Source organism: Blautia sp. OM07-19 (assembly GCF_003481595.1).
Classification (GTDB): Bacteria; Bacillota; Clostridia; order Lachnospirales; family Lachnospiraceae; genus Blautia_A; species Blautia_A intestinihominis.
Map to the genome: position 1 here is coordinate 186,585 of NZ_QULA01000001.1, position 13,720 is coordinate 200,304.

Consider the following 13,720-nt stretch of genomic DNA (forward strand, 5'->3'; position numbering starts at 1 on the left):
AGAAATCAAGAAACTTGGATTCGGTCTGATGCGTCTTCCGAAGCTGGATGACGACACCATCGATGTAGAACAGACCAAGAACACAGCATGGATCAACTGCAAGACAAGAGAAGATGCGACAGCACAGTTTGAAACATCCCTGAAACAGACAGGAGCAGGATATTTTGACTTTTATCTGCTGCACAATCTCGGCGAGATGAGAACACAGTATTTTGATAACTTTGATCTCTGGAGCTGGGTCCAGGAGAAAAAGGTCCAGGGTCTGATCAAACATGTAGGCTTCTCCTTCCACTCCACACCGGAAGAACTGGAAGCGATCCTGACTGCACACCCTGAGATGGAATTCGTCCAGCTCCAGATCAACTACGCAGACTGGGAAAACCCGGCAGTCCAGTCAAGAGCATGCTATGAGGTTGCACGTAAGCACGGCAAACCGGTCATCATCATGGAACCAGTCAAGGGCGGTATGCTTGCAACCCCGCCGAAAAGCGTAGAAAAGATCCTCAAAGACACAGAACCAGACGCCTCCCCGGCATCCTGGGCAGTTCGTTTTGCGGCAAACCTGGAAGGTGTGATCACAGTACTTTCCGGAATGAGCAACGTAGAACAGATGCAGGACAACCTTTCCTACATGAAGACATTTGACGGACTTTCCGAGAAAGAAAAAGAAACCCTCGACAAAGCGCAGGAAGAATTAAAGAAGATCCCGCTGATCCCATGTACAACCTGCAACTACTGTGCAAAAGTCTGTCCGAAGGAGATCGGAATTTCCGGTTCTTTCACGGCAATGAACTATCTGACTCTGTACGGAAGCAAACCGCAGGCACTCCACCAGGAAAACTGGCTCGTAGGCGGCCACGGCAGAAAATCCGCAACAGAATGTGTCAAATGCGGCAAATGCGAAGAAGTCTGTCCACAGCACATCAAGATCCGTGATGAACTGGAAAAAGTTGTCGAAGGTCTGCTGAAATAATATCAGTCGTTCACTTTCCAGTTTTCCAGAAGTTTCAGTTCGATCTTCGTTCCATCAGGAAGAGAGAACCAGTGATCGTTGATCGGAGTCACAGGATAAGCTTTGATCTTTTCCATTGTTTCTTCTACAGAATCAACGGCGATAGAAATATGATCATAGCCGTTTTCGGCAGTGATATTGATATTTTCCATCTCGCAGAGCTGGATACCCTCGCGGAACCAGCATTTGCGAGATGGCTTTTCTCCGATTTCTCTCCATATATGCATATCAAATACATCTTCAAAAAATTTCTGGGCGTCTTCGTAGGAACTTGTACGAATCGCGGCATGGTCGATCTTTGCCATAAAAAATCCTCCTTGATTAAGTTAGAGCCCCGACGGGGCTGTTTCTTTTAGCATATAAGAACTTCCGAACAGATGCAACTGCTCTTGGAAATTATCTCAGCATTATTTGAAAAAATACAATATAAAAACCGCATAAGTATGCAAAAACAACAGACAACATGCACTTTTCCTTGACATAAATATACAAAATTGTTAAAATATTTAACGACATAGATTGAAACGGCGCTGATTTGATCTGAATCGGTGCCGTATTTTATTTTGAGGAGGTAGTAGAGATGTTAAAAGTATGGATTGCGGGTGCAAGTGGACAGATCGGCCGTGCATTGAATGATGTACTTGACCCGATGGAGATCGAGGCTCTGAACACAGACCTTGATGAACTGGACATCACCGATACGGATGAAGTGATCAACTTTGGTACCGTCAACCGTCCGGATGTGATCATTAACTGTACCGGTATTACAGATACCGATGAGTGCGAAAAAAATCCGGAACATGCATACCGTGTCAATGCCCTTGGCGCAAGAAACTTAAGCATTGTTGCCCGCAAATGTGGTTCCAAGATCGTTCAGCTTTCCACAGATGATGTATTTGACGGACAGAGCAAGAAACCTTACACAGAATTTGATGACACCAATCCGCTGACTGTTTACGGCAGATCTAAGAGAGCCGGCGAGTATTACGTCAAAGAATTTACTCACAAGCACTTTATCATCCGCAGTAACTGGGTATACGGACAGGGTGGACGCAACTTTGTAAACCGTGTTCTGGAGGCAGCAGAGACCGGAAAATCTCTTTCCGTTGCATCTGACCAGTTCGGTTCTCCGACCAGCGCGAAGGATCTTGCAAGAATGATCCTGTATCTGATCAGCACAAATGAATATGGAACTTATCATGTGACCTGCAGCGGCGTCTGCAACCGTTATGAATTCGCACAGGAGATCTTACGGCTTGCCGGCAAGAATATCGAACTGAAATCTGTTCCGACAGAGCAGTCAGATCTTTCTTCTGTCAGACCGCCATATGCAGTTCTGGACAATTTTATCCTTCGTATCATTGAGGTGTATGATATGCCAGACTGGAAAGAATCTCTGAAAGAATACATGGATGAAAGAACGGAGGACTAAGATGAAAGAAAAAAACACAAAAGCAAAAACTCCGAACAAAAAAGCAATCGGTCTGACAACCAAGATTTTCATCGCCCTGATCGCAGGTGCGATCCTTGGTATCATTCTCTGCTATCTGGTTCCGGACAGCAGCTTTAAGAAAGATGTAATTATTGAAGGTATCCTTTATGTCATCGGACAGGGATTCATCCGTCTGATGAAGATGCTTGTTGTACCGCTGGTATTCTGCTCTCTGGTCTGCGGAAGCATGGCGATCGGGGATACCAAGAAACTCGGAACCGTAGGTGTGAGAACCCTGGCTTTTTATCTTGCAACCACTGCACTGGCAGTTTGCGTTGCACTTGGCATCGGAAACCTGATTAATCCAGGTGTCGGACTTGATATGAGCGCAATCCAGAGTTCAGCAGCGTCTGTGGAAACCATGGAGGCAACTTCCCTTACGGATACGATCCTCAACATCATTCCGGACAACCCGATCAATTCTCTGGCAAGCGGAACCATGCTTCAGGTTATCGTATTTGCCCTGATCGTCGGTGTGATCCTTGCAAAGATGGGAGAGCGTGCAGAGACAGTAGCAAACTTTTTCAGCCAGTTCAATGACATTATGATGGAAATGACCATGATGATCATGAGCCTTGCGCCGATCGGAGTTTTCTGCCTGATCAGCCGTACTTTTGCAAACATCGGCTTCAGCGCATTCATTCCGCTGGCGAAGTATATGATCGGCGTACTGCTTGCCCTGGCGATCCAGTGCTTCGGTGTATATCAGATCCTGCTCAAGATTTTTACAGGTCTGAACCCGATACGTTTCATCAAGAAATTTTTCCCGGTTATGGCATTCGCATTCTCAACCGCTACATCCAATGCGACCATTCCGATGTCTATTGATACCCTTTCCAAGAAGGTTGGTGTATCCAAGAAGATTTCTTCCTTCACCATTCCGCTTGGTGCGACCATCAACATGGATGGTACTTCCATCATGCAGGGTGTTGCAGTAGTTTTTGCGGCACAGGCATTTGGCATCCATTTAAGCCCGATGGATTACGTGACCGTTATCGGAACAGCGACACTTGCTTCCGTAGGTACCGCAGGTGTACCGAGTGTCGGTCTTGTAACCCTGACCATGGTATTCAACTCTGTTGGACTTCCGGTAGAGGCAATCGGTCTGATCATGGGTATCGACCGTATCCTCGATATGACAAGAACAGCAGTCAACATCACAGGTGACGCTGTCTGCACAACGATCGTCGCACACCAGAACGGCGCTCTCGACAAATCAGTATTCAACGAAACAGACTGATTTCCAAATATCAATCTTAAAAGAAACGGCTGTACACATTATGTGTACGGTCGTTTTTTTGTCCATATATGCAAAACAGGTTGAAATCCCTTTCAGATGTCAGATATAATAAAACCATCATTACAAAAAGGAGAAATTTATGAGCATATTAAACGTTGAGCATCTGACACATGGCTTTGGCGACAGAGCTATTTTTTCAGATGTTTCTTTTAGACTTCTTAAAGGAGAACATATCGGACTTGTTGGAGCGAACGGAGAAGGCAAGTCTACTTTCATGAGCATTGTCACAGGGAAACTGATGCCGGATGAAGGCAAGGTAGAATGGGCAAAAAACGTCCACGCAGGCTACCTTGACCAGCACGCCGTCCTCGAAAAAGGCATGACGATCCAGGAAGTGCTGAAATCTGCTTTTGACCCGCTGCTTCAGAAAGAACAGCGGATGAATGAGATCTGCGATCTTCTGGGGAGCGCAGACGAAGAAGAGATGAACACACTGATGGAAGAACTGGGAACGATCCAGGACGAGCTGACTCTGCATGATTTTTATGTCATTGATTCCAAGGTAGAAGAAGTTGCAAGAGCACTGGGGCTTCTGGATCTGGGACTTGACCGCGATGTAACAGACTTAAGCGGCGGTCAGAGAACGAAGGTGCTTCTCGGCAAACTCCTTCTGGAGAAACCGGACATCCTGCTTCTTGACGAACCGACCAACTATCTCGATGAAGAACATATCGCATGGCTCAAACGTTATCTTCTTGATTACGAGAATGCTTTTATACTGATCTCTCATGATATCCCATTCCTGAATGATGTAGTCAATATCATCTACCATATGGAAAATCAGGAGCTGAACCGCTATGTGGGTGATTACGATCATTTCCAGGAAGTCTACGCAGTGAAGAAAGCACAGCTTGAGGCAGCTTACCGCCGCCAGCAGCAGGAGATCAGCGAACTCAAGGACTTCGTTGCGAGAAACAAAGCCCGTGTGTCAACCAGAAACATGGCAATGTCCCGTCAGAAGAAACTGGACAAGATGGATGTGATCGAGCTGACAGCAGAGAAACCAAAGCCGGAGTTCCATTTCCGTTATGGACGCACACCGGGCAAAATGCTTTTTGAAACACATGACCTCGTGATCGGTTATGATGAGCCACTTTCCAAACCACTGAACTTCACGATGGAACGAGGACAGAAGATCGCACTGGTCGGAACAAACGGAATCGGCAAAACAACCCTGCTCAAGAGCATCCTTGGACTGATCCCGTCCCTCAAGGGAAACTGCGAGCGAGGAGAAAACCTCCAGCTTGGATATTTCGAGCAGGAAGTAAAGGGTGACAATAAGACGACCTGTATCGAAGAATTATGGCAGGAATTTCCGTCCTACACACAGTATGAAATCCGTTCAGCTCTTGCAAAATGCGGTCTTACAACGAAGCATATCGAGAGTCAGGTCCGTGTCTTAAGCGGTGGTGAGCAGGCAAAAGTCCGTCTCTGTAAACTTGTAAACCGCGATACCAATGTCCTACTTCTCGATGAGCCGACCAACCATCTGGACGTAGATGCCAAAGAGGCATTAAAGAGTGCCCTCAAAGAGTACAGAGGAAGTATCCTTCTGATCTGCCATGAACCGGAGTTTTACCAGGATGTGGTAAATGAAGTCTGGGATATGAGCAAGTGGACTACCAAGGTATTCTAAATGGAGAAAATATTGTGAAAGGCAAAAAAATCAAAATTGTTTGCAGACTTTATCAACAGCCTTACGATCACATTTTTTATTAATTTTCTTTGATTTAAAACTGGGAGGGGAACTATGTTTGGATTCGGCAAACTAAAAGAAAAAATAAATGTACGGATAAAAGGACATGACAGCGCATATCTCCCCATGATAAGCTAAAGAAGCAGTAAATAACAGGGCTTCAGTTTAGGGAGGGTTTATGCACAAGGAGGTAAATCACAAGATACGTAAGCACTTCAACGAGGGAATCTACAATGTTGCCCGCTATACAGAAATCGTGCTTTCTATCGTCATTCTGATCGTGATCGCGCTGGCTGGCATCCGGCTGATCTATGCGATCACAGAGACTTCGCTTATGGACATGGATATTGACTTTTTTACAAAGTTTCTGGCAAACGCCCTGTCGCTGGTCGTAGGTGTGGAGTTTGTAAAGATGCTCTGCCGCCACTCCGCGCAGACAGTTGTAGAAGTGCTGATGTTTGCAACAGCCAGACAGATGGTTGTTGAGCATATGGCACCAACACAGACACTGATCGGAGTCATTGCCATCGCCGTCCTCTTTGCAATCAGGAAGTTCCTGATGACAGAGGACAGCGACATGTCACATTCACCGTTTAAGAAATGTAAGGAAGAAAAACACGAGGTTTAATTTCTGCCTTTGCTTAAAGTGCTGTTGTGATAAGCAGAAGAATAAGTGACATCTTCTCCGAACCATTCCGGAGGAATATAGGTATTTGCCTGTTCTTCGGATTCGAATTCAACTTCGGCAAGAAGAAGTCCATCATAGTCTTCGTGGAAGACATCAAGTTCGATCGTCAGGCCATCCTTTTCCGGGATCAGATAACGGGTCTTGGAGATGACGATGCCGTCGGCTTTTGGCTTGAGATGCTCATAGGATTCCTGGGTCAGAGGGAGATTGTATTCCTCTCTGGACAGGAGTCCTTTTGATTTATAAGTCAGATAATATTCATCATCCTGCCTGCGGATGCGGACGACAGGATCCGTGCAGAGATAACCCTGCTCGATTTTATGGAAAGAACAGTTTGCGAGATCTTTTGGAAGCTGTTCTTTTTTTATGAGGAATTTTCTTTCGATTTCCATGTGCATACTCCTTTGCATTCTGAATTACAGGGAAAAAATTCATTAGATTTCGTAGATTTAGTATATCCCTTTTTCCTGATAAATGCTATACTAAACAAATGGGAAAAATAAAACAGATACGAAACAGGGAGGTTTTTTATGAGCAAAAAAGTTTATATTTTTCTTGCAGACGGATTTGAAGATATCGAAGGCCTGACCGTAGTAGACCTGATGCGCCGTGCAGGAATCGACATAGAAACTGTTTCCATCAAAGAGAGCAATGAGATCACAACATCCCATGGGATCATGATGAAGACCGACAGAGTATTTACGGGAACTGATTTTTCAGATGCAGACATGCTCGTCCTTCCGGGAGGAATGCCGGGAACGAAGTATCTGGGAGAGTATCAGCCGCTCTGTGACCTTCTGAGAGATTTCTACGGAAAGAGCGGTAAAGTAGCGGCAATCTGTGCGGCACCGACTGTTCTGGCATCTCTTGGATTCCTTGAAGGAAGAAAGGCAACTGCATATCCGTCCTGCATGGAGGGGCTTACCGGCGCAGAGCCGTCTTATGAGAGTGTTGTAGTTGATGGCAATGTGACGACCAGCCGCGGACTTGGAACCGCTGTGGACTTCGCATTAAGCCTGATCGGACAGCTTCTCGGTGAAGAAAAGGCGGATGAGATCGCAGAATCCGTAGTATATTCCCGGAAATAAGGCAAAAACAGGAGTTTTCTACAAAAAATACTGGCGTTTTTATACCTGTTGTGCTATACTACGATAATGACTGTAATTGTATCTCTTGATATCGGGATACAGCTACCTGTACGCATTATCCGCAGACAGGGATAAGCAATAGATAGAATATTCAGAGCTTATATCTGAAAATTAAGGAGGAACAAAAAACATGAGTTTACAGGTTGAAAAACTGGAAAAGAACATGGCGAAACTTACAATCGAGGTTTCCGCTGAAGATTTAGAGAAAGCTATGCAGGCTGCATACCAGAAAGCAAAAGGAAGAATCTCTCTTCCAGGATTCCGTAAAGGAAAAGCACCAAGAAAAATGATCGAGCAGATGTACGGCAAGGGAATCTTCCTTGAGGACGCTGCAAACGCTCTGATCCCGGAGCACTACAGCAAAGCAGTTGAGGAGTGCGAGCTTGAGATCGTATCCCAGCCGGAGATCGCTGTAACACAGGCTGAGCCAGGAAAAACTTTCATCTTCACAGCAGAAGTAGCTGTTAAACCGGAAGTTACTCTTGGTGAGTACAAAGGAGTAGAGGTTCCGAAGTCTGAGACAGAAGTAACAGACGAGGACGTTGAAGCTGAACTGAAGAAAGAGCAGGAGAAAAACTCCAGAACAGTTACAGTAGAAGACCGTGGAGCAGAGAATGGCGACATCACAACAATCGACTTCGAAGGATTTGTTGACGGTGAAGCATTCGAAGGCGGCAAAGGAACAGACTACCCGCTGACACTTGGTTCCGGATCTTTCATCCCGGGATTCGAAGATCAGCTCGTTGGATCTAAAGCCGGAGACCACGTAGAAGTTAAGGTTACATTCCCGGAAGAATACCAGGCAAAAGAACTGGCTGGCAAAGAAGCTGTATTCCAGTGTGACGTTAAGAAAGTAGAAGCAAAAGAACTTCCGGAACTGGATGATGATTTTGCACAGGACGCTTCTGAGTTCGATACTCTTGCAGAGTACAAAGAAGACATCAAGAAGAACCTGACAGAAAAGAAAGAAAAAGAAGCTCGTGCAGCAAAAGAAAACGCAGCAGTAGACAAAGCAATCGAGAACGCAGAGATGGAGATTCCGGATGCAATGGTAGCTACTCAGACACGTCAGATGCTGGATGACTTCGCAAGAAGAATGCAGTCTCAGGGACTTACCATGGAGCAGTACTTCCAGTTCACAGGAATGACAGCTGAGAAGATGCAGGAAGAAATGAAACCACAGGCTCTCAAGAGAATCCAGACAAGACTGGTTCTTGAGAAGATCGCAGAAGTTGAAAACATTCAGCCGACTCAGGAAGAAGTTGACGAAGAGATCAGCAAAATGGCTGAAGCATACAAGATGGAAGCTGACAAGATCAAAGAACTGCTTGGCGACCGCGAATTAGAGCAGATGAAGAAAGATATGGCTGTACAGAAAGCCGTAACTCTCGTAGCTGACGAGGCAAAAGAAGCCTAAGCAGACATTATGATCCACAGTCAGGCGACGAATGGAGGCATATTATATGAGTTTAGTACCTTATGTCATTGAGCAGACAAGCAGAGGCGAAAGAAGTTACGACATTTACTCCCGTCTTCTGAAAGACCGTATCATCTTTCTTGGAGAAGAAGTAAATGATGTAAGTGCCAGCATTATCGTGGCACAGCTTCTGTTCCTCGAAGCAGAGGATCCTGGTAAAGACATTCAATTATATATCAACAGTCCGGGAGGATCTGTAACCGCTGGTATGGCGATCTACGACACAATGAAGTACATCAAATGTGATGTATCTACCATTTGTCTTGGAATGGCAGCCAGCATGGGAGCTTTCCTTCTGGCAGGAGGAACCAAGGGTAAGAGATTTGCCCTGCCGCATTCTACCATTATGATCCATCAGCCGTCAGGCGGTGCACAGGGTCAGGCAACCGAGATCCAGATCGTTGCAGACCATATCGCACAGACCAAGCGTACACTGAATGAGATCCTGGCAGAAAACACAGGACAGCCTTATGAAGTAGTGGAAAAAGACACAGACCGCGACAATTATATGACTGCTGAAGAAGCAAAGGCATACGGACTGATCGATGGTGTTGTCGAGCATAAATAAAGCAGACAAAAGGAACCTCTTTTCAGGGGGTTCCTTTTGTGACATAACAAACGGAAAGGAAACGAGAACTATCTATGGCAGAAAAAATAAGAGATGGAAAAGTCAGATGCTCTTTTTGTCACAAATCTGAAGACCAGGTCCGCAAGCTGATCGCAGGTCCGGAGGGAGTTTTTATTTGTGATGAGTGTATAGGTATCTGCTCAGAGATTATGGAAGAGGAACTGGGAGATTACGACCAGGAAGATATCTATGATACAGACATCAATCTGTTAAAGCCAGAAGAGATTCATAAGATTCTGGATGACTACGTTATTGGACAGGATGAGGCAAAGAAAGCACTTTCCGTAGCTGTCTATAACCATTACAAGAGAATCACAGCATCCAGAAACCTGGATGTGGAATTACAGAAGAGCAACATCCTGATGCTTGGACCGACCGGTTCCGGTAAAACTCTGCTTGCACAGACACTTGCCCGTCTTCTGAATGTGCCGTTTGCTATTGCAGACGCTACAACACTGACAGAGGCCGGTTATGTCGGTGAGGATGTGGAGAATATCCTTCTGAAACTGATCCAGGCAGCAGACTATGACATTGAACGTGCACAGTACGGAATCATCTATATTGATGAGATCGACAAGATCACCAGAAAATCCGAAAACGCATCCATCACCCGTGATGTATCCGGTGAGGGCGTTCAGCAGGCACTTCTGAAGATCCTCGAGGGAACCGTTGCAAACGTACCGCCGCAGGGAGGTCGTAAGCACCCACATCAGGAATTCCTTCAGATCGATACGACAAATATCCTGTTTATCTGCGGCGGTGCTTTTGACGGGATCGAGAAAGCAATCGAGGCAAGACAGAACACGAAGTCTATCGGTTTTGGTGCAGAAGTAGAGGTCAAGAAAGAGAGAAACATCGGTGAGATCCTCAAGGATGTCATGCCGGAAGATTTTGTCAAATTTGGTCTTATCCCGGAATTCATCGGACGAGTTCCGATCGTTGTAACTCTTGACGGACTGGATGAGGAAGCACTGATCCGTATCCTCAAGGAGCCAAAGAACGCACTGACCAGACAGTATCACAAGCTGTTTGAGCTGGACGGCGTAGAACTGGAATTCCAGGATGAAGCACTGGAAGCAGTTGCACGTAAATCTCTGGAACGTAAGACAGGAGCCAGAGGACTCAGATCTATCATGGAGAAATCTCTTATGGATCTTATGTACCGCACACCTTCTGACAAGACGATCCAGAAATGCATTCTCACAAAGGATGCCGTAGAAGGAACAGCAGAGCCGGAAGTCATCCATGGCGAAGCACCGGCACCGGAGCTTAAGAAAACTTCCCGTTCAAGAAAGAAAGGCAAGCCGGAAACGGCCTAAAGAAGGGACTGAAGAAACATGAAACAGCCAATTAGCATTCTTCCTGCGATCGCACTTCGAGGAACGACGATCCTGCCGGATATGATCGTTCATTTTGATGTAAGCAGAGAACGCTCTATGAAGGCAATTGAAGCTGCCATGCTTCAGGATGAGAAGATCTTTCTGGTCACACAGAAAGATCCGGAAATGGAAACACCGGGAATCACAGATCTGTACAAGGTTGGTACAGTTGCATATATCAAACAGGTAGTTAAATTACCACATGATCTGCTCCGTGTTCTGGTCGAGGGCGTGGAACGCGCAGAACTCATCGGACTGGAACAGGAGGAACCATTCCTCATGGCAGAGACCGCAGGATTTGAGGCAGATGGAGCCCATTATGCGAAGTCTCTGAGAGAGGCAATGTACAGAAGCATCCGTGAACTGTTTCAGAGATACTGTATCGAGAGCGGCAGGATCAGCAAAGATCTTGCTGCCAAGATCATGAACATCCAGAATCTGGAAGAACTGATCTCACAGGTATCTGTGAACATCCAGATCACCTACCAGAATCAGCAGAAGATCCTGGAGGCAGTGACACTGGAAGAACAGTATGAAGTTCTTGCAGCGATCCTGAACAATGAGATCGAAGTGCTTCAGATCGGACATGATCTCCAGCACAAACTCAAAGCCCGCGTAGACAAGAACCAGAGAGAATATATTCTGAGAGAACAGCTCAAACTGATCCGTGAAGAGCTTGGAGAGGACAACACTGCTGACACAGCACAGGAATACCGCGAGAAACTTGAGAAACTCCAGGCTTCAAAAGAAGTCAAGGATAAGATCAGCAAGGAGATCGACCGTTTCAAGAGCATGAACAGCAGTGCAGCTGAGAGCAGCGTGCTTAGCACCTATATCGAAACACTGCTGGATCTTCCGTGGGATAAGAAATCCGAGGATTCCATGGATCTTGCCGAAGCATGGAAGATCCTGGAGGAGGGACATTACGGCCTCAAAGAAGTCAAGGAGCGTATCATGGAATTTCTTTCCGTGCGTAAACTGACTTCCGGCGGCAAGAGTCCGATTCTCTGTCTTGTGGGACCTCCTGGAACTGGTAAGACCTCCATTGCCCATTCTGTGGCAGAGGCACTTCACAAGAAATATGTCCGTATCTGTCTTGGCGGCGTTCGTGACGAAGCTGAGATCCGTGGACATCGTAAGACTTATGTAGGGGCAATGCCGGGACGCATCACTGTTGCCTTGCAGCAGGCGGGCGTCAGCAATCCTCTGATGCTCCTTGACGAGATCGACAAGACAAGCAGCGATTACAAGGGAGATACTTCCTCTGCACTGCTTGAAGTTCTGGATCCGGAGCAGAACAGCCACTTCAATGACCATTATGTAGAGGTTCCGCAGGATCTCTCCGAGGTACTTTTTATTGCGACTGCAAATGATATCCAGGGAATCCCGAGGCCGCTTCTGGACCGTATGGAAGTGATCGAGATCTCAGGCTATACCGAGAATGAGAAGGAACATATCGCGAAGGAACATCTGATCCCGAAGCAGCTTGAAGTAAATGGTATCCCGAAAGGTAAGTTGACCATACAGCCGGCCGCACTTCGCAAAATGATCACTCTCTACACCAGAGAGGCAGGAGTACGAGGACTTGAGCGCAAGATCGGTCAGATCTGCCGTAAAGCAGCCCGTGAACTCATGGAGAACGGTGCGGACAAAGTTGTTGTCAATACGAAGAATCTTGACAAATTCCTCGGCAAATCCACATACAGTTATCTGATGGCAAATAAGAAGGACGAAGTAGGAATCGCAAGAGGACTTGCCTGGACACAGGTTGGCGGCGATACACTTCAGATCGAGGTAAATGTCATGCCTGGCAAGGGTGAACTGGTACTGACCGGTCAGCTTGGAGATGTCATGAAGGAATCCGCAATGGCTGGTATTTCTTATATCCGTTCTGTTGCAGACCAGTACGATATTAAACCGGAATTTTTCCAGGAAAATGACATTCACGTACATATCCCGGAGGGAGCTGTCCCGAAGGATGGTCCGTCTGCGGGTATCACCATGGCGACAGCGATGCTTTCTGCGATCATTGGTAAGGAAGTGCGCGCAGATGTAGCCATGACAGGAGAGATCACTCTCCGCGGCAGGGTTCTGCCGATCGGCGGTCTCAAGGAGAAACTTCTTGCAGCGAAATACGCCCGTATCAAACAGGTACTTGTTCCGAGGGAAAATAAGCAGGATATTCAGGAGATCGATGCAGAGATCCTGGACGGCCTCAAAATTTCCTATGTAGATAATATGAAGGAAGTGCTTCACGAAGCACTGGTGAAATAAAGAGGAATTTATGATTATTAAAAATGCAGTTTTGGATATTGTCTGCGGAGTTACCAGCACACTTCCTGATACAGGGATGCCGGAGGTAGCTTTTGCAGGAAAATCAAATGTAGGAAAATCTTCTCTGATCAATGGTCTTATGAACCGCAAGGCACTGGCACGCACCAGTGCCCAGCCGGGTAAGACACAGACGATCAACTTTTATAAGATCAATGACGAGATGTTTCTGGTGGATCTTCCGGGATATGGATATGCCAAGATCACACCTGCCGAGAAAGAAAAATGGGGAAAGATGATCGAGCGTTATCTGCATACTTCCAAGGATCTCAAGGCAGTGTTCCTTCTTATCGATATCCGCCACAAACCATCTGCGAATGACTGCCAGATGTATGAATGGATCCTGCACAATGGATATGAACCGATCATCATAGCGACCAAGCTTGACAAGATCAAGAGAAGCCAGGTTCAGAAATGTCTCAAAGTTATCCGTGAAGAACTTAAGCTTACCAAGGGAACGAAGATCATTCCGTATTCCGCAGAAACAAAGCAGGGAAGAGATGAAATATGGGAACTGATCGATTCTCTGACCGGTCAGACACCTGCAGAAGAAGCCTGAAAGGACTATA

The 13,720-nt window shown here is 46.3% G+C and carries 13 protein-coding genes; 11 read left to right on the plus strand and 2 right to left on the minus strand.

Translation table 11 applies throughout. The features are described 5' to 3' along the window. The first annotated feature begins 28 nt into the window (after window positions 1-28). Window positions 29-973, plus strand: coding sequence for an aldo/keto reductase (locus tag DXC01_RS00800; RefSeq protein WP_118698008.1), 945 nt, complete (start codon window positions 29-31; stop codon window positions 971-973). 2 nt (window positions 974-975) lie between these two features. Here DXC01_RS00800 and DXC01_RS00805 read toward each other — a convergent pair whose 3' ends face one another. Further along, entirely contained in the window at window positions 976-1,317 is a 342-nt protein-coding gene (locus DXC01_RS00805; RefSeq protein WP_118698009.1) for a VOC family protein, read from the minus strand. Window positions 1,318-1,592: 275 nt separating this feature from the next. Between DXC01_RS00805 and rfbD the strand changes: the two genes are divergently transcribed. From rfbD to DXC01_RS00825, 4 genes are all read left to right on the plus strand, one after another. Next, the gene (gene rfbD / locus DXC01_RS00810) at window positions 1,593-2,444 is read left to right on the plus strand and encodes a dTDP-4-dehydrorhamnose reductase (protein ID WP_022214233.1); all 852 of its coding nucleotides are present in this window, start codon (window positions 1,593-1,595) and stop codon (window positions 2,442-2,444) included. A 1-nt stretch (window position 2,445) separates the two neighbouring features. Beyond that, window positions 2,446-3,744: a dicarboxylate/amino acid:cation symporter gene (locus DXC01_RS00815; protein WP_118698010.1), complete on the plus strand. Its 1,299-nt coding sequence runs from the start codon at window positions 2,446-2,448 to the stop codon at window positions 3,742-3,744. Window positions 3,745-3,883: 139 nt separating this feature from the next. Beyond that, window positions 3,884-5,440 (plus strand): ABC-F family ATP-binding cassette domain-containing protein, encoded by a 1,557-nt coding sequence (locus tag DXC01_RS00820; protein ID WP_118698011.1) that lies wholly within the window; start codon window positions 3,884-3,886, stop codon window positions 5,438-5,440. A 238-nt stretch (window positions 5,441-5,678) separates the two neighbouring features. Then, window positions 5,679-6,128: a phosphate-starvation-inducible PsiE family protein gene (locus DXC01_RS00825; protein WP_022214230.1), complete on the plus strand. Its 450-nt coding sequence runs from the start codon at window positions 5,679-5,681 to the stop codon at window positions 6,126-6,128. Here the strand turns inward: DXC01_RS00825 and DXC01_RS00830 are convergent. Further along, on the minus strand, window positions 6,125-6,580 hold the full coding sequence (locus tag DXC01_RS00830) for a CYTH domain-containing protein (RefSeq protein ID WP_022214229.1): 456 nt from the start codon (window positions 6,578-6,580) through the stop codon (window positions 6,125-6,127). The two genes, DXC01_RS00825 and DXC01_RS00830, sit on opposite strands and share 4 nt — an antisense overlap. Before the next feature lie 138 nt (window positions 6,581-6,718). On the opposite strand from DXC01_RS00830, the gene DXC01_RS00835 reads away from it, so the two are divergent. The 6 genes from DXC01_RS00835 (at window position 6,719) to yihA (ending at window position 13,710) form a co-directional block, all read left to right on the plus strand. Continuing rightward, window positions 6,719-7,276, plus strand: a complete 558-nt coding sequence (locus DXC01_RS00835) for a DJ-1 family glyoxalase III (RefSeq protein ID WP_022214228.1) — start codon at window positions 6,719-6,721, stop codon at window positions 7,274-7,276. Between the two features lie 190 nt (window positions 7,277-7,466). Beyond that, on the plus strand, window positions 7,467-8,753 hold the full coding sequence (tig, locus tag DXC01_RS00840; protein ID WP_118698012.1) for a trigger factor: 1,287 nt from the start codon (window positions 7,467-7,469) through the stop codon (window positions 8,751-8,753). A gap of 46 nt (window positions 8,754-8,799) precedes the next feature. After that, window positions 8,800-9,381 carry an ATP-dependent Clp endopeptidase proteolytic subunit ClpP gene (gene clpP / locus DXC01_RS00845; protein ID WP_022214226.1) on the plus strand — a complete coding sequence of 194 codons (582 nt, stop codon included), beginning with the start codon at window positions 8,800-8,802 and terminating at the stop codon, window positions 9,379-9,381. A 74-nt stretch (window positions 9,382-9,455) separates the two neighbouring features. Continuing rightward, window positions 9,456-10,760 (plus strand): ATP-dependent Clp protease ATP-binding subunit ClpX, encoded by a 1,305-nt coding sequence (gene clpX / locus DXC01_RS00850; RefSeq protein ID WP_022214225.1) that lies wholly within the window; start codon window positions 9,456-9,458, stop codon window positions 10,758-10,760. 18 nt (window positions 10,761-10,778) lie between these two features. Then, entirely contained in the window at window positions 10,779-13,094 is a 2,316-nt protein-coding gene (gene lon, locus DXC01_RS00855) for an endopeptidase La (RefSeq protein WP_022214224.1), read from the plus strand. Window positions 13,095-13,104: 10 nt separating this feature from the next. Next, entirely contained in the window at window positions 13,105-13,710 is a 606-nt protein-coding gene (gene yihA / locus DXC01_RS00860) for a ribosome biogenesis GTP-binding protein YihA/YsxC (RefSeq protein WP_022214223.1), read from the plus strand. The last annotated feature ends 10 nt before the right edge of the window (window positions 13,711-13,720 follow it).

Excerpts from the sequence above, each read along its gene's own strand:
- DXC01_RS00800 (WP_118698008.1), top strand. The coding sequence starts at position 29 with ATGCGTCTTCCGAAGCTGGATGACGACACCATCGATGTAGAACAGACC.
- tig (WP_118698012.1), top strand. The coding sequence starts at position 7,467 with ATGAGTTTACAGGTTGAAAAACTGGAAAAGAACATGGCGAAACTTACA.
- DXC01_RS00815 (WP_118698010.1), top strand. The coding sequence starts at position 2,446 with ATGAAAGAAAAAAACACAAAAGCAAAAACTCCGAACAAAAAAGCAATC.
- rfbD (WP_022214233.1), top strand. The coding sequence starts at position 1,593 with ATGTTAAAAGTATGGATTGCGGGTGCAAGTGGACAGATCGGCCGTGCA.
- DXC01_RS00805 (WP_118698009.1), bottom strand. The coding sequence starts at position 1,317 with ATGGCAAAGATCGACCATGCCGCGATTCGTACAAGTTCCTACGAAGAC.
- lon (WP_022214224.1), top strand. The coding sequence starts at position 10,779 with ATGAAACAGCCAATTAGCATTCTTCCTGCGATCGCACTTCGAGGAACG.
- clpP (WP_022214226.1), top strand. The coding sequence starts at position 8,800 with ATGAGTTTAGTACCTTATGTCATTGAGCAGACAAGCAGAGGCGAAAGA.
- DXC01_RS00825 (WP_022214230.1), top strand. The coding sequence starts at position 5,679 with ATGCACAAGGAGGTAAATCACAAGATACGTAAGCACTTCAACGAGGGA.
- DXC01_RS00820 (WP_118698011.1), top strand. The coding sequence starts at position 3,884 with ATGAGCATATTAAACGTTGAGCATCTGACACATGGCTTTGGCGACAGA.
- DXC01_RS00830 (WP_022214229.1), bottom strand. The coding sequence starts at position 6,580 with ATGGAAATCGAAAGAAAATTCCTCATAAAAAAAGAACAGCTTCCAAAA.
- DXC01_RS00835 (WP_022214228.1), top strand. The coding sequence starts at position 6,719 with ATGAGCAAAAAAGTTTATATTTTTCTTGCAGACGGATTTGAAGATATC.
- yihA (WP_022214223.1), top strand. The coding sequence starts at position 13,105 with ATGATTATTAAAAATGCAGTTTTGGATATTGTCTGCGGAGTTACCAGC.
- clpX (WP_022214225.1), top strand. The coding sequence starts at position 9,456 with ATGGCAGAAAAAATAAGAGATGGAAAAGTCAGATGCTCTTTTTGTCAC.